This is a genomic window from Noviherbaspirillum sp. (genome assembly GCF_035254865.1).
Taxonomy (GTDB): Bacteria; Pseudomonadota; Gammaproteobacteria; order Burkholderiales; family Burkholderiaceae_D; genus Noviherbaspirillum.
Map to the genome: position 1 here is coordinate 1 of NZ_DATFAF010000018.1, position 22106 is coordinate 22106.

A 22106-nucleotide genomic window follows, 5' to 3' on the forward strand; every position below is an offset into this window, starting at 1 on the left:
GCGGGCAGTGTGGACAATCCCAGTGGATTGGCAAGAATTAATGTCTCGGCCAGCAATTTTTCTGTGAACAATACGGCGATTGCGGCCTATGGCGGTGACCTGCTTGGGAACATGTGGCGCTTCGACCTGAATGCTGGCGCCGTCACCAAAATTGCGCAGTTTGGCGTGAGCAAGCCAATCATGGCCGCGCCGGAAATCGGTGATGTCAATGGCAAAACGGTTGTCTACTTCGGCACTGGCCGATACCTTGGCAACAGCGATCTGGAGGACACCAGGGCACAATCGATCTATGCAATCAAGGACGACGGCGCCGCGGCGCTGACTGATACGACGAAGCTCATCCAGCAGACGCTTTCCACATCGGACGCGGGGGTGCGCACTGCGACCAAGCAGGATGTCGACTGGACGTCTGCCGATGTGCGCGGCTGGTTTATCAATCTTCCGGACAGCGGTGAACGGATCGCCCTTGATCTTCAACTCTACGCAGGCACCCTGGTTGCGAGCAGCATCGTCCCCACCGCATCGGAGTGTCAGCCCGGCGGCTATAGCTGGCTGTATCAGCTCGATTACAAGACGGGCGGCTATGTTGGCAATACGAGCGTGCCGGTAGCGATGAAATCGACATCGCCGTATGTTGGTGTCACTGTATCGAGGCTGCCAACGGGATTGCCGGTGATTTATCCGATCAGTGCCGATGGCTCTTTGACCAAACCGTCTATCCTGGAGGTCCAGCCTCCGAATGCCGTCGGCGGAGCGCGGCGCGTGATCTGGCGCGAACTGTTTGAATGAACAAGGCATGAGGTCGTATCATTTGCCCGCGCTGCTGTTGTCGGCAACAGCCCATCTTGGCGCCGGCTTTGTTGTTGCGGCAAGTACGGGGTTGCAAGGAGGCGGTACGCCAGCAGATGCGGCATCCCGCAAGCCTGTGTCGATAACCCTGGAAACGACGGATAAGGCAACGGCGAAGCCACGTTCGACGGTCGCAAAATCTGAAACGTCGGAAAAGTTGCCGGAGCAAGCGCTTGACGAGCATGTCGTACTTTCGCAGCGCGCTGCGACGACGTGGGTTCCGGCAATCCAGGCGCCCCCCGAACCGCACTATTTCCGTGTGAGCGAGCTGACGGAAAAACCGCATGTTGTGAGGGACATTGCTTCCAATCTGACGCTGGCGACGCCGGATATTCCGACGCAGGCCGCAGTTCTGCGACTGTTCATCAATGATGAGGGTGGAATCGACAAGGTAGTGATCGAAGAATCGAGACTCCCTGCGAATGCGCAGCGGCGCATTGTTGATGCGTTTTCCGGGATCATGTTCCAGCCGGGGAAAATCGGGCGGCTTTCGGTGAGAAGCCAGTTGAGAATTCAAATCACCTTGCAGGACGTCGTGGCATCATGAGGCCGATTTCTTTTTGACATCCAGCCGCAGCGCATTTCCGAAGTGAAGTGGAAGCGGGCGTGCGTGACTCGTTCACCGCTTTCGTACGCTTGCCGGCAAACCACTTGAGCGCAGAATGCCGGCCGCACGCAACTACTTACTTCTTGTACCAGTACGTCCTCTTGGTCTTCTTCGGCACATCCGCATCCTTGTAGCAGTTCTCCAGTGCCGACTTGCAGGGGATCGTCGAAATCTGGGGCGGTTGCCCTTCGATGGAGACGCAGCCGATGCAGAAGCCGACCTTCTTTCCGCCAATGCTTACCACGCCGCTGACCGGTGACGGTGGCAGGCCGCCGCCGTCCAGCGTGGTGCTTGTCATGGTTCCGTCGAACAGGCTCAGGCTGTAAATCCTTGCCACGCCAAGGGAGGTCGAGCACGAGTGCTCGGCGGGCGGGATGGCCTGGTTAGTGCCGAAATTTGTGACCCCGCCAACCGTAAGTGGGGCATTGACCGATTTCTCGCCGACGCCGAGCGTGTGGTAATAGCCGCGCCCCGTTCCATTGTAGGTGGCGCTGGTGGCATCAAACAGCGATCCCTCCGTAATCGTTGCTTGCCCGGAGCCATCCTTGCCCGGCTTGATATCCTTGAGCATGTACAAGCGGTTGGTCGTGTTGTACGAAGCATTTGTGTACAGGGGGTGTTCGCGGTCACCGGAGCCGACCAGTACCGCGTCGTAAGACGTGGTCTGCGATGTGGCACCGACGGGAACAACGCTGGGCTGGAAAAGGAACTTGCGCGGCGTCGTACCGGCGCCGCACGGGCCGCTGCTGCAACCGAGAGCCGCCAGTTTGGTGACCTGCCAATTCGACGGCGCAGTTCCGGCGGATGGCTCGAGATCGACACGCCAGACGTTGCCGCCCACGTCGACGGCATACATGCGTTCAACATAGCCGTCGGCATCGCGATCAAGCAAGGCAATGTCAGCGGCGACACTGTAATCCATGCCGGACACCTGGCGCGTTGCGGAGGCGGTGGGGCCTGCGCTCCACACCAGGTCGCCGGTTACGGCGTCTAGTGCAAAGATGCCACGGCCCATGGTGTCGGCGGCAGGCGGCTCACTGTCTTGTGTGCTGCTGTAGCCGGCACCGAAGATCAGCACCGGATTGGGGTTGCCCTTCACCACTGCGAGCTTCGGGCGGGACCAGGTCTGGCCGAGTTCGCCCATGCCGGTATCGCTGTATGATTTCTTCCACAACACCCGCGGGCTGGAAGGGGAGGTGACGTCGATTGCGTAGACGAATCGTCCACCACGCCGCATGGTGAGATAGATATAGGCACGCGCGATGCTGCCGTCGGCGTTCAGCTTCTGGTACATCCCGGTCGGGCCGTCGACGAAGTAGTCTTTGGGCTGCGGATGGAGGTCCGGATCGGTGGTGGAGAGCTTCAGCACCGGCGAGTTCTCGCGCTGGCGCTTGAGCTTGCTGTAGAACTCCGGCAGCACCAGCCCCCACAATTCGCTACCAGCTGGGACGCCGGCGATAGCCGCTGTCTGGTTGCCGTTAACCGCATGGAACACGCCGTCGTTACTGCCGTAGTAGACCACGACAGATTCGGACGAGCCGCCGTAACTGATCACCACCGGGCGCGAATGCAGAACATCGCCGTGAATGGACGGGCGAACAGTGACGCCACCCGGGCCGTGCTCATCGCCCTTGTTGTCTTCGCCTCGCACCCAGTTGATCAGCTTGGTGCGGTCCAGATCGGTCGAAACGCCTAACATGGCCTGCGTGATCGCCGAATTGCTTGGCGCAAAGACATTTGCACTGTTCGTCAGATCGGCATTGCAGCCTGTGCCGCCCGGGCAGTAGGTATATAGCCGCCGCGGATTGGTGCTGGATCCCGCCGCGCTGGTGTAGTTGTCGAGCAGGTTGTCGATTCTGAGACGCTGCGCTGCACCGCCTTTCTCCACCACTTCGCCATCCGGCGAATCATAGGCCCCGCCGGCTCCCTGGGGGCTGTTCTTCCAGAAGCCGCCGGTGCTGTCCGGTACGCCGGCTGCGTTCTTGACTGTCCAGAAGCTGACTGCGTTGGGCGAGATGAAACCCGTGCCGGAGGACGCGATGGCGGAAGCGCCGGTACTGTCGGCCAGCCGCAAGGTACCCGAGCTGGAATCCATCATGAACTGGTACTGCTTGAGGTTGCCGACCCAGCGCGGATTGCCGTCCTTGTCGGGACGGAACATGCCCATGTAGATCTGGTTGAGGTAGGTGCCTTGTGTGTTTACGCTGACCGGAAGGCTGGAGGAGGCGAACACGCTGTTGACGGCCTGGACTTCGTTCAGGATCTTGGTCAGGGCGGCACTGATTTCGCTGTAGCTTGATGTGGCGAAATATTTGCCGCCGCCGACATTGGCCATGCTGTTCAGCAGCGCCGGATAGTCGGACTTGCAGCTTGGGCCCAGCAGGCCCACCGTATAGGTCGTGATATTGCGCAAGCCGCCGGCTGTGCCGCTGAGATCGACCTGGTACATGTAGCGTGTCCACTCGTCAGCGTACAAGCCGGACGAATTGGTATGGTTACCCATCGAGTAGGTACCGCAACTGAACGCCGGGCTCGACACGACCGGACAGGATGAGGCGTAACCGAAGGTGCCGTAGCAACCGGACGGTACGGTGATGCTTGTTTTCAGGGCAGCCGTAATGCCGGGCGCGGTGTTGAGTGCTGAGCTGGGGTTGGCGCTACCGCCGTCACCCGGCGTACCGGAATTCGTGAACGCGTTGCCAATATAGACGATATAGTTTTTTTGGCAGGACTCCTCTGTGACCCCGGAATAGGTGGTTCCTGAAAGGCCGGTTTTCCCGGCAAAATAGGCCCATGCCTCCTGCACGACCGCTGCGGTCGCTTCGCCGCTGGCCTTGATATTGTTTGCCGTGTTGCCCGAGGTGACCCACTGCCTGATCCAGGCTTTCAGCGCGGCCTTGTTGGCCACCGTCATTGGTGTGAGCGGCTTGACCAGACACCCGCCGTTGCCGCCGCTAGCGCAGCCGAAGTTGGTGCCGAAGGAGGCGTTGAAAAACATCATCCCGATATTGACTTTGGCGCTGCCGTCAGAATTGACATCAAGGGAATTGATGACGTTGTAGATGGCGCACTGTTCGATGCCGCCGGCCGTGCCGTTGAGCGTCGGCGCCGTACCATCGTCGTCATAGGTGCAATTACCGGCATTGGCGGAAAAATTGGCCGCGTTGTCGAGAATGATCAGCAGGTTAGGCGCATGACCCGTATTGTTGCCGTCATAGATATCAATATCGTCGGCTCTGCCCGCAAGCGGAGAGAAAAGAAGCGCGGCGAGCAGCCCGGCCCGGAAAATTGACATTGTCTTCATGGTGATTTCCTCCCCGGCATGGATGCGCCGTTCGTCTTCCTTGTGTGTTCAACTGTTGAATGTGGTCTTGGATCAGCAGCCTGACATCCGGCCCGCGCGAACCGCAACGCCTTGCACCAGCGTCGTCTTGGCGCCGCTGTTGCTGTCGCTGACATCGGCCTGGATTTCCCATAGCTGCTTGTTGCACAGCGAGGCTTCGAGAACCTGCTTTTCCGTGCCACCGGAAACCTGGGTGACGGAGGTCGGATCGGCGGAGCCGAAGCAAGCCAGATCTTTAGGGTCATTGGCGCTCAATTCATCCGTGGACACCGGAGCCGTATTGGCACAGACGGGTTGCGACACGGCGACGTTGTAGTCGACTGCACCCATCGGCACGGTAATGGTCTCCGCGACCGGATTGTTGGTGTAGTCGGTATCCAGCACTTGTTCGATCGCCTGCTGCGCAGCGGCGGTTGCTTCCCCCTGGATTTGCATGTTGCCGGTAATCCGCAGGTTGGTAGTGCTGGAGCGGATGCCCGATACCACGAGCAGGGTCAGCACGACCAGCATGATCATGGCGACGACGAGCGTGGCACCGGATTGATCGTGTTTGGTTTTCATCATGACCTCCGCCCGCTGGGATTGGTTGCGCGAACGACTTCGCTGAAGACGCGCCGTTTGTACGCATCACTGAACGGGCCCACCGAGCCTGAGGCGCCAAGCGCATAGGTTTTTGCATCGGTGTACCCTGCGGTACGCTCGGCGTTGCGTGCGAGGATATTGGCTCTGACCGTCACGACGTTGCCCCAGTCGGCCGCTGTCAATGCCACGCCGACGTTATTGTTGGTTCCGGTGGTGTAGTAGTCCGGCGTACCGTCGCCATCGGAATCGATGCCGTAATCGAGCTGCATGTTTTCAATGCCCTCGGCCAACGGCATGATGGTGAACGAAGCGACGCCTCCTGTGACCGTGAGCTCGAGTCGCTTGAGCGTGGGAACGGGATTGCCGCTGTCATCGCCGCTGCCGGAACATGAAGTTCCGCTGGCGGGCACATTGCAGGGGCTGATGAAGTAGATGTGGACGGTATAGCTGCGCAAAGGTGCGGCAGTGCCGTCGCGTTTCTTCAATGTGAAGACGCTGGTGTCTGATCCCGTGCCGATCACTTTGTCCATGGTGCTCGATACGTTCAACCCTGCCTGCACATAAGGCTGGGCGGCCGCGGCGCTCGCCAGCGGAATGGTGGCCGTGTCCGCACGCCGCACGACGAGAATATCGGTCCCGGGCTTATGATCGGCACTCGAGAGGCAGCCGGACACGGGAGAAGGTACCGAAGCGGGAGAGTCATAGCCCTGAATCGGCAGGCTGATGGCGCTGACCAGGTCGGCGATGGCGGTCGCGCACGGATCATACAAGGAAGTAGGCGCCGGCACGTTGTAATACTCGCCCCAGAAACCCGCGAGTTCCAGGTCTTCACGCAGCAACTGCGTTGCATAGCGGCCGTTTTCGATTTGCCGGCTGGCCCTGTCCAGTTCTGTCGAGGCTTTGCTCTGCTGCGTAATCAAGGAGGTGATTCCGGCCATCAGGGCAAGTCCTATGGCAATCGAGATCATCAATTCCACCAGCGACAAGCCGGCGTGCCGGTTCAGCTGCAATAACGATTGGCGATGGTGCCTGACGAGTTTGTGGTTGAAGGTATCCATGGCAGTCAATCGAGGGCTGCGATTCTGAGAGTGACGCTCACCACGCGTCGCCATTTTTCGTCGCCGTAATTGCCTTTTGCGCAGTTCCAGGCGGCGGGAGGCGCGGCGGTCTTGCCGAGGCCTTGCCAGGCAACGCTGACCTGATAGACGCCGGTGCTTGCGTCGTAGGTGACGCAACCGCGTGCGCCATTCATTGCGCCTAGATTGGCATTGTTGTTGGTGGCGACTTCCGCGGCGCCATTCAGCAAGGCGCTCCATTCAGCCATGTCCTGTAAGGCGAGGGCGTTCTGGGTTGCCGTGCCGGCAGCGCATGCCGGGACTGCGGTTGAAGACGTGCCGAGGTACGGTGTCCCCGCCGCTGCATCGGTCGTGAAGGCATAACAACTGGCGACATTCCGGTTGGCGTTGATGCGCGCGACCATGTCCTGCAGCAGCACCAATGCCTGGGCCCGTTGATAGGATTCGGCCTCCGACCGGTGGCCATGCATCATGGTCCCGGCCAGTCCGAGCAGGCCGATCAGCAGAACCGTCAGCGTCACCAGGACTTCAACCATGTTGAAGCCGCCCTGCCTGATGAATCGATTGATGGAGGTATTCATGAGCAGCTTCCCGTCTTGCCGTTCGGCAGGCCGCTCAATGTGACCTTGACACAGCGGGTGTGCGAACCGCCGGTGATCTCGAACGTCGGCACGGTCAATCCCTGGACTCTTCCATTGCTGCCGTAGGTCACGGAGCTGACGGGGCTGGTGATGGTCAGACCGTTGTATGCGCTCTGCTTTCCGAGTGTCGTCGTGGCGCCGCCGATGGTGACATCCACCGTCCAGCCATTCTTCCAGTCGCCCGACACCGGTGTTGCAACCACATTGGCATTACGCTTGATGGCTTCGCTGCGCGCCAGGACGAGCATGGCTGTCACATCGTGCGAGGCGGTGGTGATAGCCTGGCTTCCCATGAAGCTGCTCAATGACGGCAACCCGATGCCAAGAAGGATCGCCGCGATCGCCACGGTGATCATCAATTCCGTCAGCGTGAAGCCTCCGGAGTGACCGACGCGCTTCACGCGGGTATCGATGATCTGCAAGGAGCGGACGTTGGCCAAGATGTTCTCTTACCAGCAGCTTGAAACGGCGGCACTCCCCGAAACACCTTTGGTGCCGTCCTGTGTCAGGGTCAAGGTGCCGCAACTGGTATCACTGGTCAGCTGACCGCCTGTCGGTGTGGCGGTGATGGTATAGGACGGCGGCGCAGCGACCGTGGTAATGGTGACCGTGTAGTTGCGCATGACATCCGTCGGCACTGCAAGGAGATCGGTAACAGTGGCGGTATATTGGCGACTGTCCAGCAGGTATTGCTCTTCCTTGTTGGCGAGCGACATCATGAAGCTCTCCGCCGCCGAACGGTTCGACTTGGTCACGTTCCGCGTATAGGACGGGTAGGCAATTGCCGCGATGATTCCGACGATTGCAAGCGCGATCATCAGCTCGATGAGAGTGAAGCCGCGATCCGAAAGCGCTCTGGTCGTGCGGATAGTGCTTATTTTTCTGTTCATGTTGTTGGTAAATTGCCTATGCGAAAAAACACTCTGTCAATACCATAAACATAGGATACCAACTTATTGCTGTACGGCAATATTCAGGTGATGATCGGTTGTTTTCGGGATACGAGTGGTCAAGTCGCCCAGCAACTGGTTGGTGGGGAGGGGCGTGCCGCGTACAATGTCCGACGATGAACACCACCGCCTCCCACCCCTTCTCCCGCCTGACCCCCGATTCGGTTCTTGCCGCTTTGGAAAGCCTCGAACTGTATGGCGACGGCCGCCTGCTCGCGCTCAACAGCTATGAGAACCGGGTTTATCAAATCGGCATGGAGGATGGCTCGCCGCTTGTTGCCAAGTTTTACCGCCCGCAGCGCTGGAGCGATGCGGCCATTCTTGAAGAGCATGCGTTTGTTCAGGAGCTGGCCGAGCGGGAAATTCCCGTGGTGCCGGCGCTATCGCTGGCGGGGAAGGGAACGCTGCATCATTTCGAGGGGTTCAGTTTTGCCGTCTTTCCCCGGCATGGCGGCCGCGCGCCGGAGCTGGACGATCGCGCGACGCTGGAGTGGATGGGGCGCTTCATCGGACGCATTCATGCCGTCGGCGCGTTGCAGCCGTTCCAGACGCGGCCGACGCTCGATGTGGCGAGCTTCGGGGAAGAACCATGCGAATACTTGCTGACCCACGGTTTCATTCCGCCTGATCTGGCCGACGCATATCGCAGCGTCGTCACGCAGGCGCTGGATAGCGTACGGCGTTGCTATGACCGCGCCGGCGAGGTGCGCCATCTGCGCCTGCACGGCGATTGCCATTGCGGCAATGTGCTCTGGACCGACGCCGGCCCGCATTTCGTCGATTTCGACGACAGCCGGATGGGGCCGGCGATCCAGGATTTATGGATGCTGTTGTCGGGCGAGCGGACGGAGATGGTGCGGCAAATGTCCGATCTGCTGGCGGGATATGAAGACTTCTTTGAATTCAACGAACGGGAATTGCATCTTGTCGAGGCACTGCGGACGCTGCGCCTGATTCACTATGCCGCATGGCTGGCACGGCGCTGGGATGACCCGGCCTTTCCCGCGGCCTTCCCATGGTTCAACACCCAGCGTTACTGGCAGGACCGCATCCTCGAACTGCGCGAACAGATTGCGCTGATGGATGAGCCGCCGCTGTGGCAGGGCTGAACACTCAGCGCCTGCATCAAACCTTTTGCGCAGCAGCCGCGAGCGCGTCCAGATTCTCGATCAGCTTGTCGACCGTCGGCGCATTGTGCGCGGTCACGACCGCATATTCGATCGCGTCGTCGCGTGCGGTCTTCGAAAAATACTTCAACAGGTAGTCCGCATTTTCCACGCCGGGCTTGCCGCGCAGGTCGTCCCTTGCGAGCTTGCGCACATACCAGACGGCATAGCCGTTCGACTCTTCGCAACAATAGATTTCGACCGAGTGGAAAGGCCCGAGCGGATGCGTCTCCGGATCGGTATGCCAGATCACCTTGCGCCACAGGTGGTTCTTCTTGGTATCGGGGATGGAATGCATGAGGATGCTCCTTTTCGGTATCTAAATTGCGCCTCGATCGATGCGCTTGGTGAGGATGATCGAGGTCGAGGTCTGCCGCACGCCTTCGATGGCGCCGATCTGGTCGAGCAGCCGGTCAAGCGCGCCGGTGGACTGGCAGCGCAGCGTGAGCATGTAGTCGACCGGACCGCTGACGGCGCACAGGGTTTCCACTTCCGGCATTTTCTGCAGCACCTTGACCAGATTGGTCGCCTTGCGCGGGTCCATCACGACGCCGACATAGGCGCGCACTGCCGGTTGATACAGTTCCTGGTTCAGTCGCACGCCGTACCCGGCGATGATGCCGCGTTTTTCCAGATTGCTGATGCGTGCAATGGCGGTGGTGCGCGCAATATCGACCCGCTTGGCGATGGTGGAGGTCGGCATGCGTGCATCATCCATCAGCAAGGCCAGGATCTTGTTGTCGATATCATCGAGAGTCGGCTTCATCTTGTGCGATCTGTCCTATCGTTTCGTCAGATTGTAGTTGAATCATACGTTATGACAACGCTTTGCTCCCTGTTTTCTGACATCGAGCAACTTTAGACTGAGGACATGTCCCCGCAATGGAGGTTCGCGCCATGAAAACCAAACTCATCCTCCTCGGTGCCGGCAAGATCGGCGACGCGATCCTGAACCTGCTGTCGCATTCGGGGGATTACCGGCTGACGGTGGCCGACTGCGATCCGCAACGGCTTGCCCATGTGCAGGCAATGCGCTTTCCCGATGTCGCGGTGGTGCAGGCGGACATCTCCGATGCGAAAACCGTGCTGGACCTGATCGATGGGCACGATGTCAGCTTGTCCGCGTGCCCCTACTTCCTGACCCCGGTGATCGCGGCGGCGGCGAAAAAAGCCGGCTCGCATTATTTCGACCTTACTGAAGACGTGGAGAGTACGCGCGTGGTGAAACATCTCGCCAAGGAATCGCCCACCGCCTTCGTGCCGCAATGCGGCCTCGCGCCCGGTTTCATCTCGATCGTCGCCAATGATGTTGCCAGCCACTTCGACACCTTGCGCGACGTGCACATGCGGGTCGGCGCGCTGCCGACATTTCCGAGCAATGCGCTGAAGTACAACCTGACCTGGAGCACCGACGGTCTGATCAATGAATACTGCAATCCCTGCGAAGCGATTGTCGACGGGCAGTTGCGCGAGGTGTCGGCGCTGGAGGAGGTCGAGCATTTCTCGCTCGACGGCATCGCCTACGAGGCGTTCAATACCTCGGGCGGTCTTGGCACCCTGTGCGAAAGCCTGGCCGGCAAGGTGCGGAATCTGAACTACAAGACGGTGCGCTATCCGGGGCATCGCGATATCATCAAGATGCTGGTGCGCGATCTGCAGCTGGGCTTGCTCGACCGCCGTCCGATCCTGAAGGAAGTCCTGGAGACAGCGATACCGATCACTCGACAGGATGTGGTGCTGGTATTCACCAGCGTGTGCGGCATGCGCGAGGGCCGGCTGGAGCAGGAGACCTACGCGAAGAAGATCTACAGCCAGCAGGTGAATGGCCAATTGTTGTCCGCCATTCAGATCACGACGGCTACCGGGATCTGCACGATGGTGGACCTGGTGATGCAGGGCAAGCTGCCGAAGGCGGGCTTGATCCGGCAAGAACAGGCGAAGCTGAGCGATTTCCTGGACAACCGCTTCGGCCGCTTCTATGCAGCCTGATTCTATGCCGCCTGATAAAGGAGCATTCGAATGGAATCCGTTACGCAATTATTTGCCGAACTCGGCGTCGACCTGACGCCATACCAGGGCAGGAGCCTGCACAGCATCAGCCCGGTCAATGGCGAGACGCTGGCCGGCTTGCATGCCGATACGCCGCATCATGTGCAGGAAAAAATCGCGCGCGCCCACGCCGCATTCGGCCAGTGGCGCGCAGTTCCGGCGCCGCGGCGCGGGGAACTGATCCGCTTGTTCGGCGAGGAATTGCGCACGCACAAGGAAGCGCTTGGCAAGCTGGTGACGATGGAATCCGGCAAGATCCTGCAGGAAGGACTGGGCGAAGTGCAGGAAATGATCGACATCTGCGACTTCGCGGTCGGCCTGTCGCGCCAGTTGTATGGATTGACCATCGCCTCCGAGCGGCCGGGCCATCGGATGATGGAAACCTGGCACCCGCTCGGCGTGGTGGGCGTGATCTCGGCGTTCAATTTTCCGGTGGCCGTGTGGTCGTGGAATGCCGCGCTGGCCTTCGTCTGCGGCGACAGCGTGGTGTGGAAACCCTCCGAGAAGACGCCTCTGACGGCGATCGCCGTGCAGGAATTGTTCAGCAAGGCAATGCGACGCTTCGGCTCCGACGCGCCGCAGGGCTTGTCGGAATTGATCGTCGGCGGACGCGAAGTGGGGCAGGAGCTGGTGGACGATGCGCGCGTATCGCTGGTCAGCGCCACCGGCAGCACGCGCATGGGCCGCGCAGTTGCGGAACGCTGCGCGCAACGGCTTGCACGCTCCATCCTGGAACTGGGCGGGAACAATGCGATGATCGTCGCTGCCAGCGCCGAGCTGGAACTGGCGACGCGCGCCATCGTGTTCTCCGCGGTCGGCACCGCCGGCCAGCGCTGCACCACCCTGCGCCGCCTGTTCGTGCACGACAGTGTGTACGACACGCTGGTGCCGCGCCTCAAGAAAATCTATGCATCGCTGCCGATCGGGAATCCGCTGCAGAAAGAGACTCTGATCGGACCGCTGATCGACGGCGCCGCGTTCGACGGCATGCAGAACGCACTGGACAGGGCACGCTCGGAAAACGGCCAGGTGTTCGGCGGCGAGCGTGTGCAGATCGCAGGATGTGAGAACGCGTACTACGTCCATCCGGCGCTGGTGGAAATGCCCGCGCAAACGCCCGTCATGCACCATGAAACCTTCGCGCCAATACTGTATGTGGTGCGCTATCAGACGCTGGATCAGGCGATCGCCTGGAACAATGCGGTGCCGCAGGGCCTGTCGTCGAGTATCTTCACGACCGATCTGCGCGAAGCGGAGCGGTTCATGTCGTCAAGCGGCAGCGATTGCGGCATCGCCAACGTGAACATCGGTCCGAGCGGCGCGGAAATCGGCGGCGCGTTCGGCGGCGAAAAGGAGACCGGTGGCGGCCGCGAATCAGGTTCGGATGCCTGGAAGGCATATATGCGGCGCGCGACCAACACGGTCAACTACAGCCACGCTTTGCCGCTGGCGCAGGGAATCAATTTTGATTTTTGAAGCGGGCGGCGTTGGCCTTATCATTGGAAGAAAAATCAAACACAATGGAAAATGGAATGACTGCAACGCAGCGACTTGATGCAAAGGCAATGTCCGATGCCGAGCCTGTCACACGGAAAACTTTTGACGAGGTGATGGTGCCGGTCTACGCGCCGAGCGCGATGGTGCCGGTGCGCGCGCATGGCCTTGATCTGTGGGATCAGGAAGGCAAGCACTATCTCGATTTCACCGCAGGCATCGGCGTGACCAGCCTGGGGCACGCGCATCCGGCGGTCGTCGAGACGCTGAGCGCGCAGGCGGAAAAGCTGTGGCATGTGGGCAACGGCTACACCAACGAACCGGTGCTGCAACTGGCGCGCGCGCTGACCGCGGCCACCTTCGCGGACCGCGCGTTCTTCTGCAACTCGGGTGCGGAGGCGAATGAGGCGGCGTTCAAGCTGGCGCGCAAATATGCTCACACGCGCTTCGGTCCGTCCAAATCGCGCATCGTGTCCTGCGTCAATGCCTTCCATGGACGCACCTTGTTCACCGTCTCGGTCGGCGGCCAGCCGAAATACACAGAGGGCTACGAGCCGCTGCCGGCGGAGTTGCTGCACATTCCGTTCAATGACATCGACGCGGCGCGCGCCGCAATCGGCGACGATGTTTGCGCGCTTGTCGTGGAACCGGTGCAGGGCGAAGGCGGGGTGCTTCCGGCGGATGTGGAGTATCTGAAGGTATTGCGCGCACTTTGTGATGCAAGCGGCGCCTTGCTGATCTTCGACGAAGTGCAATGCGGCATGGGCCGCACCGGCGACCTGTTTGCGTACATGGACTATGGCGTCACGCCGGATATCCTGACTTCCGCCAAGGCGCTCGGCAACGGCTACCCGGTTGGCGCGATGCTCACCACCGACGACGTGGCAAGCGCATTCACGGTCGGCGCGCACGGCACGACATACGGCGGCAATCCCCTGGCGGCATCGGTCGCGCTGAAGGTGCTGCAAACCATCAATACGCCGGATTTCCTGGCGCGCGTGAGGCAGGCTTCGGCGACGCTGGTGAAAAAGCTGGAAGCGATCAAGGACGACTACCCGCAGGTATTCGCCCAGGTGCGCGGCAGGGGCCTGATGCTGGGCATGGTGTTGACCGACGCCTGGCGCGGACGGGCCAAGGACATCACCAAGGCAGCCGAAGCGCAGGGACTGATGCTGCTGATCGCCGGCCCGGACGTGGTGCGCCTGCTGCCGGCGCTGGTGGTGAGCGATGCGCAGATCGAGGATGCACAGAGTCGCTTGCGGCGCGCACTTGACGTCGTGTTGTCCGCGCAATGAGGGGACGCGTCGGCTATTGATGGGAGAACTCCGTGTTCGTGGTCCGGCCCACAGCAAGCTCAGACATTCCGGCACTTGAAGCCTTGGCATCGGTAGTGACGCCCGGCGTGCACACCTTGCCGAGAACGCGCAGCACGATAGAAAGCGCGGTGGAGCGGTCGAACGCCGCGTTCGCGGCGCACCCCGATACGCCGTCGACGGAAGCCTACCTGTTCGTGCTGGAGTCGACGGTCGACCAGTCGCTTGCCGGCACGGCGGCGATTTCCGCCACGGCCGGCGCGAGCGGCACTTTCTTTGCATTCCGCAACGACGTGTTGAGCCAGGTATCGCGCGACCTGAACATCAGTCACAACGTGCACGCACTGAGCCTGTGCTCGGACTTGACAGGGCATTCGCAATTGTCCGGTTTTTACCTGCGCGAGCGACGCCGGGCAGGAGCCGAGGCCGCATTGCTGTCGCGCGCGCGACTGTTGTTCGCGGCGGTCGCACCACGCCGTTTCAGTGAAAAATTCTTTGTATCGATGCCGGGCATGACCGACGCCGACGGCAGCTCGCCGTTCTGGGAAGCGCTGGGGCGCAAGTTCTTCCAGATGGATTTCCTGCAGGCTGAACGCATGATCGAAGGCGCTCGCAATCGCACCCTGATCGTCGAGCTGATGCCTCCCTATCCGGTGTATGTGCCGCTGCTGCCCGCCGAGGCGCAGGCGGCGCTGGGACAGGTGCATGGCGAAGGCGAATTGCCGTTTAGGCTCCTGACCGAGGAAGGCTTCGAGCCTGACGCGTATGTCGATATTTTTGACGGCGGTCCGATCCTGTGCGCGCGCAGAAATGCCTTGCGATCGTTCTCCCGCTCGATGCCGCGCATGGTCACCGACGAGGCAGGCAAGGCAACCCGCGCAAGCCGCGGCATGTACCTGATTGCCACGGCGCGCGACGAGCGCTTCCGGGCCATCGTGGCGGAATGCGCGTCCCCCAGGCTGTCGGACAGCATCACGCTCACCCAGGAGGCGATGCGCCGCCTGGATGTGGTGAAGGGCGATTCCGTGTTGTGTGTGAAGCTATGAGGCCGCCGATGCCAAAGCTGGTAGTCCGCGCCATCCGGGAACAGGATCTGGAAGGCCTACTGGCGCTGGCGCAACGGGTCGGTTCGGGCATGACCACATTCAAGCCGGACCACCTGGCGCTGCGGCTGCGGGTCGAAGTCGCCTGCGCTTCGTTTGCCGGGCGGATTGCGCCGACGCAGCGCGATTATCTGTTCGTGATGGAAGATGTCGAGGCAGCGCGGGTGGTCGGCGTCTGCGCGATCAAGAGCGCGGTCGGCCTGGTCGACCCATTCTACAACTACCGCATCGGCACCCTGGTGCATTCCAGCAAGGAGCTGAACGTCTTCTCCCGCATGGACACGCTCTACCTGTCCAACGACCTGACCGGATGCGCGGAGCTGTGCTCGCTGTTCCTGCACCCCGATTACCGCGTCGGCAACAACGGCAAGCTTCTGTCGCGCAGTCGCTTCATGTTCATCGCGCAGTTTCCGCATCTGTTTCCGGAAAAGCTGATCGCGGAAATGCGCGGCTACCAGACGCCGGAAAGCCGTTCGCCGTTCTGGGACAGTCTCGGCCATCATTTCTTCCAGATGGATTTCGATCGCGCGGACGATCTCACCAGCCTCGGCAAGAAATCCTTCATCGCCGAACTGATGCCGCGCCATCCGCTGTATGTCGCCTACCTGCCGCAGGAGGCGCAGGACGTGATCGGCCGCGTGCATGTCGATACCGCGCCGGCGCGCCACCTGCTTGAGCAGGAAGGCATGCACTTCGAAGGTTATGTCGATATTTTCGACGCCGGCCCGGTCTTGCAGGCGCGCGTCGGCGAGTTGCGCGCATTGCGCGACAGCGCATTGTCCACAGTTGAAACCGGCGATGCGACACAGGCCGAATCGCCATCGCTCATCGCGAGCACGGCGATGCAGGATTTCCGCGTGATCGCGGCCGATGCCTCTCCGAACGCCGGCCGCATTGCCTTGTCGGGCGAACAGCAGGCACTGTTGGGCTGCGGCGACGGCGACTTCGTGCGCAGCATGTCCCTTAACCCGAGGAAGAATCCGCATGCATAGTCATTTCTTGAACGGACAATGGATAGCCGGCGAAGGCGCGCCGCTCCTTGTCCACAATCCGGCCGACGGGATACAGATATGGAGCGGCAGGGCCGCCAGCGCAACCGAAGTCGACGTCGCCTGCATGTCGGCGCGCGCCGCCTTCGGCAAATGGGCGATGCAGCCCGTCGATGAACGCGTTGCACTGTGCCAGCGTTTTCGCGATCTGCTGAAGAAGAACAGCGAGGAGCTGGCAAGGCTGATTTCAATGGAAGTCGGCAAGCCCTTGTGGGAATCGCGCACCGAAGTAAGCACCATGGCCAACAAGATCGACATTTCCGTTCAGGCCTATCATGCGCGCACTGGCGAATCCCTGAGCAAGGTCGCGGACGGCAATGCGGTGCTGCGGCATCGGCCGCACGGCGTGTTCGCGGTGTTCGGCCCGTACAATTTCCCCGGCCATCTGCCCAACGGCCATATCGTGCCGGCACTCATTGCCGGCAATGCCATCGTGTTCAAACCGAGCGAGTATGCGCCGCAAACCGCGATCAAGACTGCGGAACTGTGGGAGCAGGCCGGCCTTCCTTACGGGGTCTTGAACCTCGTGAACGGCGGTCGCGATACCGGCGCCGCGCTCGCGCAGCATCCGCAGCTTGACGGCATCCTGTTCACCGGCAGTTATCAGACCGGTGCGCTGCTGCACAAGCAGTTCGCCGGGCAACCGGGCAAGATGCTGGCGCTGGAAATGGGCGGCAACAATGCGCTGGTCGCCTGGGATGTCGGCAACATCGACGCAGCGGTGCATCACGCGATTTTTTCCGCGTTCGTCAGCGCGGGGCAGCGCTGCACCTGCGCGCGCCGGCTGATCGTCCAGGACTCGCCGCAGGGACAGGCCTTGATCGAGCGGCTGGTTGAGGTTGCCGGAAAAATCCGCATCGGAAAATTCGATCAGGAGCCTGCGCCGTTCATGGGGCCGGTGATTTCTGTCCAGGTTGCACGAAAACTGCTGCGGGCTCAGGATGATTTGATCGCGCGCGGCGGCAAGGCCTTGCTTGCGATGCGATCGCTGGCGGCGGATACAGGGTTCCTTACGCCCGGCATCATTGACGTGACAGGCGCGCTGGACGTGCCTGACGAAGAATGGTTCGGGCCGCTGCTGCAGGTGCTGCGCGTTGCCGATTTCGACGCGGCGCTGCATGCCGCCAATGCCACGGCCTACGGCCTCGCTGCCGGCTTGCTGTGCGACGATGAAGCGCTGTGGCGGCGCTTCGTGGTGCAGGCGCGCGCCGGCGTCGTCAACTGGAACCGGCCGACGACCGGCGCGGCCAGCACAGCGCCTTTTGGCGGCATCGGCAAGTCAGGCAACCACCGTCCGAGCGCGTATTATGCCGCCGACTACTGCGCCTATCCGGTCGCTTCGATCGAGAGCAACACGCTCGAGATGCCGAAGAATCTCTCGCCGGGTCTGGCGTTCTGAAAGAGGGGAACCATGTCGATGGCACGCGAATACAACTTCGATGGGCTGGTCGGCCCGTCGCACAATTACGCAGGCTTGTCCTTCGGGAACGTGGCGTCCGCACGCAACTTCGGCAGCGTGGCCAATCCGAAGCAGGCGGCGCTGCAGGGGCTCGCCAAGATGCGCGCACTGGCGTCGCGCGGTTTTGCGCAAGCGGTTCTTCCGCCGCAGCTGCGACCGAACTTCAGCCTGCTGCGCACCGTCGGCTTCAGCGGCAGCGATGCCGAGGTCATCGCCCGCGCCAGCAGGGAAGCGCCCGCCATCCTCGCTTGCGCTTATTCGGCCTCGCCGATGTGGACCGCCAACGCGGCGACCGTCAGTCCATCCGCCGACACTGCGGACGGACGCACACACTTTACCGTGGCCAATCTGAACAACAAGCTGCATCGGTCTTTCGAACATGTGGAAACCGAACGCGCCTTGCGCGCCATCTTCGCCGAGGAGAAGTTTTTTGCCGTGCATGGCGCGCTGCCGTCGACGCCCGCGTTCGGCGATGAAGGTGCCGCCAACCATACGCGCTTGTGCGCTTCATATGGAATGTCGGGCGTGGAAGTGTTCGCCTACGGCCGCGTGGAATTCGAACCCGACGCGCCTGCACCCAGGCACTTCCCGGCGCGCCAGACGCTCGAAGCCAGTCAGGCGATCGCCAGACGGCACGGCCTGCACGAGCAGCGCACGATATTCGTACAGCAAGATCCGGCCACCATTGATCAGGGCGTGTTTCATAACGACGTGATCGCCGTCGGCAACGGCAATGTGCTGTTCTATCACCAGCAAGCATTCGTCAACGAGGCCGAGACGATTTCCGCGCTGCGCAGGGCGATGGAGAACGTGGGGGCAGAATTGCGCCCGATTCGCGTGACGGCGGACGAGGTCTCGGTCGCCGATGCGGTGTCGAGCTATCTGTTCAACAGCCAGCTGCTCTACCGGCCGGATGGACAGATGATTCTGGTCGTGCCGCAGGAATGCCGCGAGAATCAGGCTGTGTCGCGATACCTGCAAAGCCTGGTGGAAAGCGAGGATCCGATCGACGAGCTGATCAGCTTCGACCTGCGGCAAAGCATGCGCAACGGCGGCGGACCCGCATGCCTGCGTCTGCGTGTCGTGCTGAACGACGCGGAGGCGGCGACGATGCATCAGGGCGTGATCATGACGAACGATTTGTACGGCCAACTGGTCGCGTGGGTGGAAAAACACTATCGCGACTGTCTGGCGCCGGAGGATCTGGCCGACCCGTTGCTCGCCGTCGAGATCAGGACGGCGCTCGATGAACTCACCGGGATTCTGCGTTTGCCCGGTTTATACGACTTTCAGCGCTAAATGCCGGATCCCGACATATCCGATTCAGTACGCGCAATTGCTGCAGGCGACTTGACGCAGATCGCCGCCGGCTTCGATGCGTCCGGATATGTCGTGACGCAGCCGGCAAGCGGCATCCTGCAGGTCACCACGCCTAACGCTGCGCCATCGCGTGCACGACTTCTGCTGTCGGTTGGCGTGCACGGCGACGAAACCGCGCCCATCGAAATGCTGGTGCAGATTCTTCATGGACTCGCCGCGCAGCCGCATTCCCTGCGGGTGAATCTGATGGTGGCGATCGGCAATCTGGCGGCCATCCGGCAGGGCAAGCGTTTCATCGACGTCGACATGAACCGCTTGTTCCGCGAGGCGCGCGGCGCGCTGCAATCCGGCGCGGAGGCGCAGCGTGCCGATGAGCTGATGCGTGCCGCCAGCACGTTTTTCTCAGATTCGGATGCAGAGAACTGGCATCTTGATCTGCACACCGCGATTCGTCCTTCGCATTACCCGACCTTTGCCGTCATCCCGGCCAACATCGCCGCGCCGCGCAGGGACGTATTGGCGGGCTTGCTGGGGCAAGCCGGCATCGGCGCGCTGGTCATCAGTCCGCCCTCCGCGGGAACCTTCAGCGGCTACACGGCAACCCGTTACGGTGCCGCCAGCGCGACGGTGGAATTGGGGCAGGTGACTGCGCTGGGCAGCAACGACCTGAGCCGGTTCGCCGCCGCACAGCAGGCGATCGACGGTTTTCTTCGCATCGGCCACGTGCCGGCAGGGATCGAGCGCCCGCATGTGTTCACCGTGACGCAGGAGCTGATCAAACGCAGCGATGCGTTTCGCATGGCCTTCGATGCCAGCACGAAAAATTTCACGCCGATGGAGCCGGGTACAGTCATTGCGGCGGATGGCGACACCGTGTACCGCGTCGGCCCGGTTACTGAATATGTCGTCTTCCCCAATCCGGATGTGCGCGTCGGATTGCGCGCGGGACTGATGGTGGTGCGTCAGGCCTGAATCGGCGGACAGGAACGGAACGCGCAATGCAATATCGGTCTGTTCATTTCAGCAAGGCCGGCTTTCCGAAGTGATATCCCTGCCCGAGTGCGACGCCGAAGCCGCGCAGTATGTCCGCTGTTTCCTGATCTTCCACCCATTCGGCGATAACGTCCATGCCGAAGACCCGTGAGATTTCAACCATGGCGCGCACGAAGACCTGGTCGTTCGGGCTGTGCGGCAGCTTGGCGATGAAAGAGCCATCGAGCTTGAGGTAGTCGAAGTCCAGTTCCTTGATGTAGTAAAAGGAAGAAAAGCCGACACCGAAATCATCCAGCGCAAAACGGCAGCCGAGGCTCTTGATGCGGCGCACGAAATGGCGCACTTCTTCGAGGTTGTAGAAGGCCGCCGTTTCGGTCAGCTCGAAGATGATGCGGCTGGGGTCGATTTCCAGGCTCTTGATGCGTGTCTCGATCAGGTGCAGCAGGTCGGGGTCGCCGATCGACTTGCCGGAAAGGTTGATCGCAATCCCGGCATTCGCGGGCACGCGCGCCACGTCCCGCAAGGTGGCCTTGACCACGGCGCGATCCAGCTCTCCGATCAGGCCGAATACTTCGCAGGTCTTGACCAGTTCGCCGGTATTGCACGGCGTGCCGTTGTCATCCATCAGCCGCAACAAGGCTTCGTAATGGCTGACGGCCCCGGTGTCGAGATTGATGATCGGCTGGTAATGCATGGCAATGCGCTGCGTATCGCGCAGCGCCGCGCGCACCACCGCGACCGTATTGAGCTGATGCGACAGCTCGCGTTTATGCACATCGTCCGCTTCACTGTACAAATGGATGCGATTGCGGCTGCGGTCGCGCGCCAGATGCAGTGCGAAATCGGCGCGGTTGAGCAGGTCTTCCATTTCCATCATGCCGTAGGCGCAGGCTCCGCCGGCGACCACGGTCAAGGTGAGTACTTCGCCCGCCAGCGGCATCTTGGTGCTCTCGACCGTCTCGGCCACATTGAGAATCCGCTGTTCGACCTGCCCATGATCAATCGCATCGAAATGGATGGCAAACATGTCGCCGCCGAAGCGGGCAAGCAGATCCGATGACCGCACCAGCCGCGACAGGATGCGCGCGGAAAGCTGCAGCGCCTTGTTTCCTTCGTTGCGTCCGTAGCTGTGGTTGATATGGTTGAGGCCGACAATCTTCAGCAACAGCAGTGCGCCGGCCGATGTGCCATCCGGCATGTCCCGCAGGCGATCGGTCAGGCGCTGTGAAAACCCCGCCTTGTTCATCAAGCCGGTCAGCGTATCGTGGTGCGCCAGCGCCATCTCGTTGACGGACGCGCTTTTCTGTTCTTCGTACTTCGCGATCGCGTCGACCACGGTGGCGCGCAGGGTATCGAAGCGCAAGGGCTTGGTCAGGTAGCCGTAGGCGCCATTGCGCAGCGACGCGACCGCGTGCTCGGCGTCGTCGTGGCTGGTGGACATGATGAACAGCGGCGGCTGCGGGCGGCCGCGCGTCGCTTCCAGCAGACCCATGCCGCCGATGCCCGGCATCGAAATGTCGCACAGCACCAGATCGGCAGGCTGATCTTCCAGCAGGCGCAGCGCTTCTTCTCCGCTGGCCGCGGTGATAACCGAGAACCCCAGTTTTTCCAGCATCGACTTTCCTGCCATGCGCTCGACCGGCCCGTCATCGACGACCAGCGCGCTTTTTGCGGAAAGTTTATTAACCGCCGAATCCATTCTGTTCACCCCTGTTTTTGCACTTGTTTCTGCTTCAGGCAGTTTTCGATGGCGTCCACTACCTTGATGGCGTTGAAAGGCTTGACCACGAAGCCGCTGGCACCCGCCTGCAATGCGGTCTGCACATTCTCCAGGGTGGGAAGCGCACTGATCATGATGACGCCGACATTCGGCAGCTTTTGCCGGATCGCTTGCGTCGCCTGGTGTCCGTCCATGCGCGGCATGGCAATGTCGATGAAGGCGAGGTCCGGCTTGTGCATCTCGCACAGTTCAATCGCCTTTTCGCCGTCGCGCGCCTCTCCGACGACCTGGTGACCGTGCTCGCGCAGCAGCATGCGCAGCACATGGCAGGTGGTGGCGTCGTCATCGGCGATGATGATGTTCAGAGCCTTGGTTCGTTTGCGCATAGTGCT

General features: G+C 61.3%; 20 protein-coding genes and 1 pseudogene. 11 read left to right on the top strand and 10 right to left on the bottom strand.

Going from position 1 to position 22106, the window contains the following annotated elements:
- Window positions 1–789 (top strand): annotated as a pseudogene (locus VJ651_RS04175) (hypothetical protein); the annotation flags it as partial.
- A 7-nt stretch (window positions 790–796) separates the two neighbouring features.
- Window positions 797–1396 (top strand): hypothetical protein, encoded by a 600-nt coding sequence (locus tag VJ651_RS04180; RefSeq protein WP_324106223.1) that lies wholly within the window; start codon window positions 797–799, stop codon window positions 1394–1396.
- 136 nt (window positions 1397–1532) lie between these two features.
- Here the strand turns inward: VJ651_RS04180 and VJ651_RS04185 are convergent, their stop codons facing one another.
- The 6 genes from VJ651_RS04185 to VJ651_RS04210 form a co-directional block, all read right to left on the bottom strand.
- Window positions 1533–4760 (bottom strand): pilus assembly protein, encoded by a 3228-nt coding sequence (locus VJ651_RS04185; RefSeq protein ID WP_324106224.1) that lies wholly within the window; start codon window positions 4758–4760, stop codon window positions 1533–1535.
- Between the two features lie 72 nt (window positions 4761–4832).
- Window positions 4833–5360: a pilus assembly PilX N-terminal domain-containing protein gene (locus tag VJ651_RS04190; RefSeq protein WP_324106225.1), complete on the bottom strand. Its 528-nt coding sequence runs from the start codon at window positions 5358–5360 to the stop codon at window positions 4833–4835.
- The gene (locus tag VJ651_RS04195; RefSeq protein WP_324106226.1) at window positions 5360–6439 is read right to left on the bottom strand and encodes a PilW family protein; all 1080 of its coding nucleotides are present in this window, start codon (window positions 6437–6439) and stop codon (window positions 5360–5362) included. The genes VJ651_RS04190 and VJ651_RS04195 overlap by 1 nt, the downstream gene beginning before the upstream one ends.
- Window positions 6440–6444: 5 nt before the next feature.
- The gene (pilV, locus tag VJ651_RS04200; protein ID WP_324106227.1) at window positions 6445–7038 is read right to left on the bottom strand and encodes a type IV pilus modification protein PilV; all 594 of its coding nucleotides are present in this window, start codon (window positions 7036–7038) and stop codon (window positions 6445–6447) included.
- A complete protein-coding gene (locus tag VJ651_RS04205) occupies window positions 7035–7538 on the bottom strand; it encodes a GspH/FimT family pseudopilin (RefSeq protein WP_324106228.1) in 504 nt (167 codons plus the stop codon). The genes pilV and VJ651_RS04205 overlap by 4 nt, the downstream gene beginning before the upstream one ends.
- Window positions 7539–7547: 9 nt before the next feature.
- The gene (locus VJ651_RS04210; RefSeq protein ID WP_324106229.1) at window positions 7548–7988 is read right to left on the bottom strand and encodes a type IV pilin protein; all 441 of its coding nucleotides are present in this window, start codon (window positions 7986–7988) and stop codon (window positions 7548–7550) included.
- A gap of 176 nt (window positions 7989–8164) precedes the next feature.
- On the opposite strand from VJ651_RS04210, the gene VJ651_RS04215 reads away from it, so the two are divergent.
- Window positions 8165–9157: a serine/threonine protein kinase gene (locus tag VJ651_RS04215; RefSeq protein ID WP_324106230.1), complete on the top strand. Its 993-nt coding sequence runs from the start codon at window positions 8165–8167 to the stop codon at window positions 9155–9157.
- Between the two features lie 16 nt (window positions 9158–9173).
- Here VJ651_RS04215 and VJ651_RS04220 read toward each other — a convergent pair whose 3' ends face one another.
- On the bottom strand, window positions 9174–9512 hold the full coding sequence (locus VJ651_RS04220) for a hypothetical protein (RefSeq protein WP_324106231.1): 339 nt from the start codon (window positions 9510–9512) through the stop codon (window positions 9174–9176).
- Window positions 9513–9533: 21 nt separating this feature from the next.
- Window positions 9534–9980, bottom strand: a complete 447-nt coding sequence (locus VJ651_RS04225; protein ID WP_324106232.1) for an Lrp/AsnC family transcriptional regulator — start codon at window positions 9978–9980, stop codon at window positions 9534–9536.
- Between the two features lie 131 nt (window positions 9981–10111).
- Between VJ651_RS04225 and VJ651_RS04230 the strand changes: the two genes are divergently transcribed.
- From VJ651_RS04230 to VJ651_RS04265, 8 genes are read left to right on the top strand one after another with little or no spacing between them, the layout of a single operon-like run.
- Entirely contained in the window at window positions 10112–11203 is a 1092-nt protein-coding gene (locus VJ651_RS04230; protein WP_324106233.1) for a saccharopine dehydrogenase family protein, read from the top strand.
- 30 nt (window positions 11204–11233) lie between these two features.
- A complete protein-coding gene (locus VJ651_RS04235) occupies window positions 11234–12739 on the top strand; it encodes an aldehyde dehydrogenase family protein (RefSeq protein ID WP_324106234.1) in 1506 nt (501 codons plus the stop codon).
- 56 nt (window positions 12740–12795) lie between these two features.
- Window positions 12796–14052 carry an acetylornithine/succinylornithine family transaminase gene (gene astC / locus VJ651_RS04240; protein WP_324106235.1) on the top strand — a complete coding sequence of 419 codons (1257 nt, stop codon included), beginning with the start codon at window positions 12796–12798 and terminating at the stop codon, window positions 14050–14052.
- Between the two features lie 32 nt (window positions 14053–14084).
- Window positions 14085–15116, top strand: a complete 1032-nt coding sequence (locus VJ651_RS04245; RefSeq protein ID WP_324106236.1) for an arginine N-succinyltransferase — start codon at window positions 14085–14087, stop codon at window positions 15114–15116.
- 8 nt (window positions 15117–15124) lie between these two features.
- Complete coding sequence (gene astA / locus VJ651_RS04250; RefSeq protein ID WP_324106237.1) at window positions 15125–16165, top strand: arginine N-succinyltransferase; 1041 nt, start codon at window positions 15125–15127, stop codon at window positions 16163–16165.
- Window positions 16158–17621, top strand: coding sequence for a succinylglutamate-semialdehyde dehydrogenase (gene astD, locus VJ651_RS04255; RefSeq protein ID WP_324106238.1), 1464 nt, complete (start codon window positions 16158–16160; stop codon window positions 17619–17621). The genes astA and astD overlap by 8 nt, the downstream gene beginning before the upstream one ends.
- Before the next feature lie 12 nt (window positions 17622–17633).
- On the top strand, window positions 17634–18980 hold the full coding sequence (astB, locus tag VJ651_RS04260; RefSeq protein WP_324106239.1) for an N-succinylarginine dihydrolase: 1347 nt from the start codon (window positions 17634–17636) through the stop codon (window positions 18978–18980).
- A 51-nt stretch (window positions 18981–19031) separates the two neighbouring features.
- Window positions 19032–19973, top strand: a complete 942-nt coding sequence (locus VJ651_RS04265) for a succinylglutamate desuccinylase (protein ID WP_324106240.1) — start codon at window positions 19032–19034, stop codon at window positions 19971–19973.
- Between the two features lie 43 nt (window positions 19974–20016).
- Here the strand turns inward: VJ651_RS04265 and VJ651_RS04270 are convergent, their stop codons facing one another.
- Both VJ651_RS04270 and VJ651_RS04275 read right to left on the bottom strand, forming a co-directional pair.
- The gene (locus VJ651_RS04270; protein ID WP_324106241.1) at window positions 20017–21693 is read right to left on the bottom strand and encodes a putative bifunctional diguanylate cyclase/phosphodiesterase; all 1677 of its coding nucleotides are present in this window, start codon (window positions 21691–21693) and stop codon (window positions 20017–20019) included.
- Window positions 21694–21698: 5 nt separating this feature from the next.
- Complete coding sequence (locus tag VJ651_RS04275) at window positions 21699–22100, bottom strand: response regulator transcription factor (RefSeq protein ID WP_324106242.1); 402 nt, start codon at window positions 22098–22100, stop codon at window positions 21699–21701.
- Between the last annotated feature and the right edge of the window lie 6 nt (window positions 22101–22106).

What these genes read in the sequence shown, in the direction of transcription:
- VJ651_RS04180 (WP_324106223.1), top strand. Translation starts at nt 797, where the DNA reads ATGAGGTCGTATCATTTGCCCGCGCTGCTGTTGTCGGCAACAGCCCAT.
- VJ651_RS04185 (WP_324106224.1), bottom strand. Translation starts at nt 4,760, where the DNA reads ATGAAGACAATGTCAATTTTCCGGGCCGGGCTGCTCGCCGCGCTTCTT.
- VJ651_RS04190 (WP_324106225.1), bottom strand. Translation starts at nt 5,360, where the DNA reads ATGAAAACCAAACACGATCAATCCGGTGCCACGCTCGTCGTCGCCATG.
- VJ651_RS04195 (WP_324106226.1), bottom strand. Translation starts at nt 6,439, where the DNA reads ATGGATACCTTCAACCACAAACTCGTCAGGCACCATCGCCAATCGTTA.
- pilV (WP_324106227.1), bottom strand. Translation starts at nt 7,038, where the DNA reads ATGAATACCTCCATCAATCGATTCATCAGGCAGGGCGGCTTCAACATG.
- VJ651_RS04210 (WP_324106229.1), bottom strand. Translation starts at nt 7,988, where the DNA reads ATGAACAGAAAAATAAGCACTATCCGCACGACCAGAGCGCTTTCGGAT.
- VJ651_RS04215 (WP_324106230.1), top strand. Translation starts at nt 8,165, where the DNA reads ATGAACACCACCGCCTCCCACCCCTTCTCCCGCCTGACCCCCGATTCG.
- VJ651_RS04220 (WP_324106231.1), bottom strand. Translation starts at nt 9,512, where the DNA reads ATGCATTCCATCCCCGATACCAAGAAGAACCACCTGTGGCGCAAGGTG.
- VJ651_RS04225 (WP_324106232.1), bottom strand. Translation starts at nt 9,980, where the DNA reads ATGAAGCCGACTCTCGATGATATCGACAACAAGATCCTGGCCTTGCTG.
- VJ651_RS04230 (WP_324106233.1), top strand. Translation starts at nt 10,112, where the DNA reads ATGAAAACCAAACTCATCCTCCTCGGTGCCGGCAAGATCGGCGACGCG.
- VJ651_RS04235 (WP_324106234.1), top strand. Translation starts at nt 11,234, where the DNA reads ATGGAATCCGTTACGCAATTATTTGCCGAACTCGGCGTCGACCTGACG.
- astC (WP_324106235.1), top strand. Translation starts at nt 12,796, where the DNA reads ATGACTGCAACGCAGCGACTTGATGCAAAGGCAATGTCCGATGCCGAG.
- astA (WP_324106237.1), top strand. Translation starts at nt 15,125, where the DNA reads ATGCCAAAGCTGGTAGTCCGCGCCATCCGGGAACAGGATCTGGAAGGC.
- astD (WP_324106238.1), top strand. Translation starts at nt 16,158, where the DNA reads ATGCATAGTCATTTCTTGAACGGACAATGGATAGCCGGCGAAGGCGCG.
- astB (WP_324106239.1), top strand. Translation starts at nt 17,634, where the DNA reads ATGTCGATGGCACGCGAATACAACTTCGATGGGCTGGTCGGCCCGTCG.
- VJ651_RS04270 (WP_324106241.1), bottom strand. Translation starts at nt 21,693, where the DNA reads ATGGATTCGGCGGTTAATAAACTTTCCGCAAAAAGCGCGCTGGTCGTC.
- VJ651_RS04275 (WP_324106242.1), bottom strand. Translation starts at nt 22,100, where the DNA reads ATGCGCAAACGAACCAAGGCTCTGAACATCATCATCGCCGATGACGAC.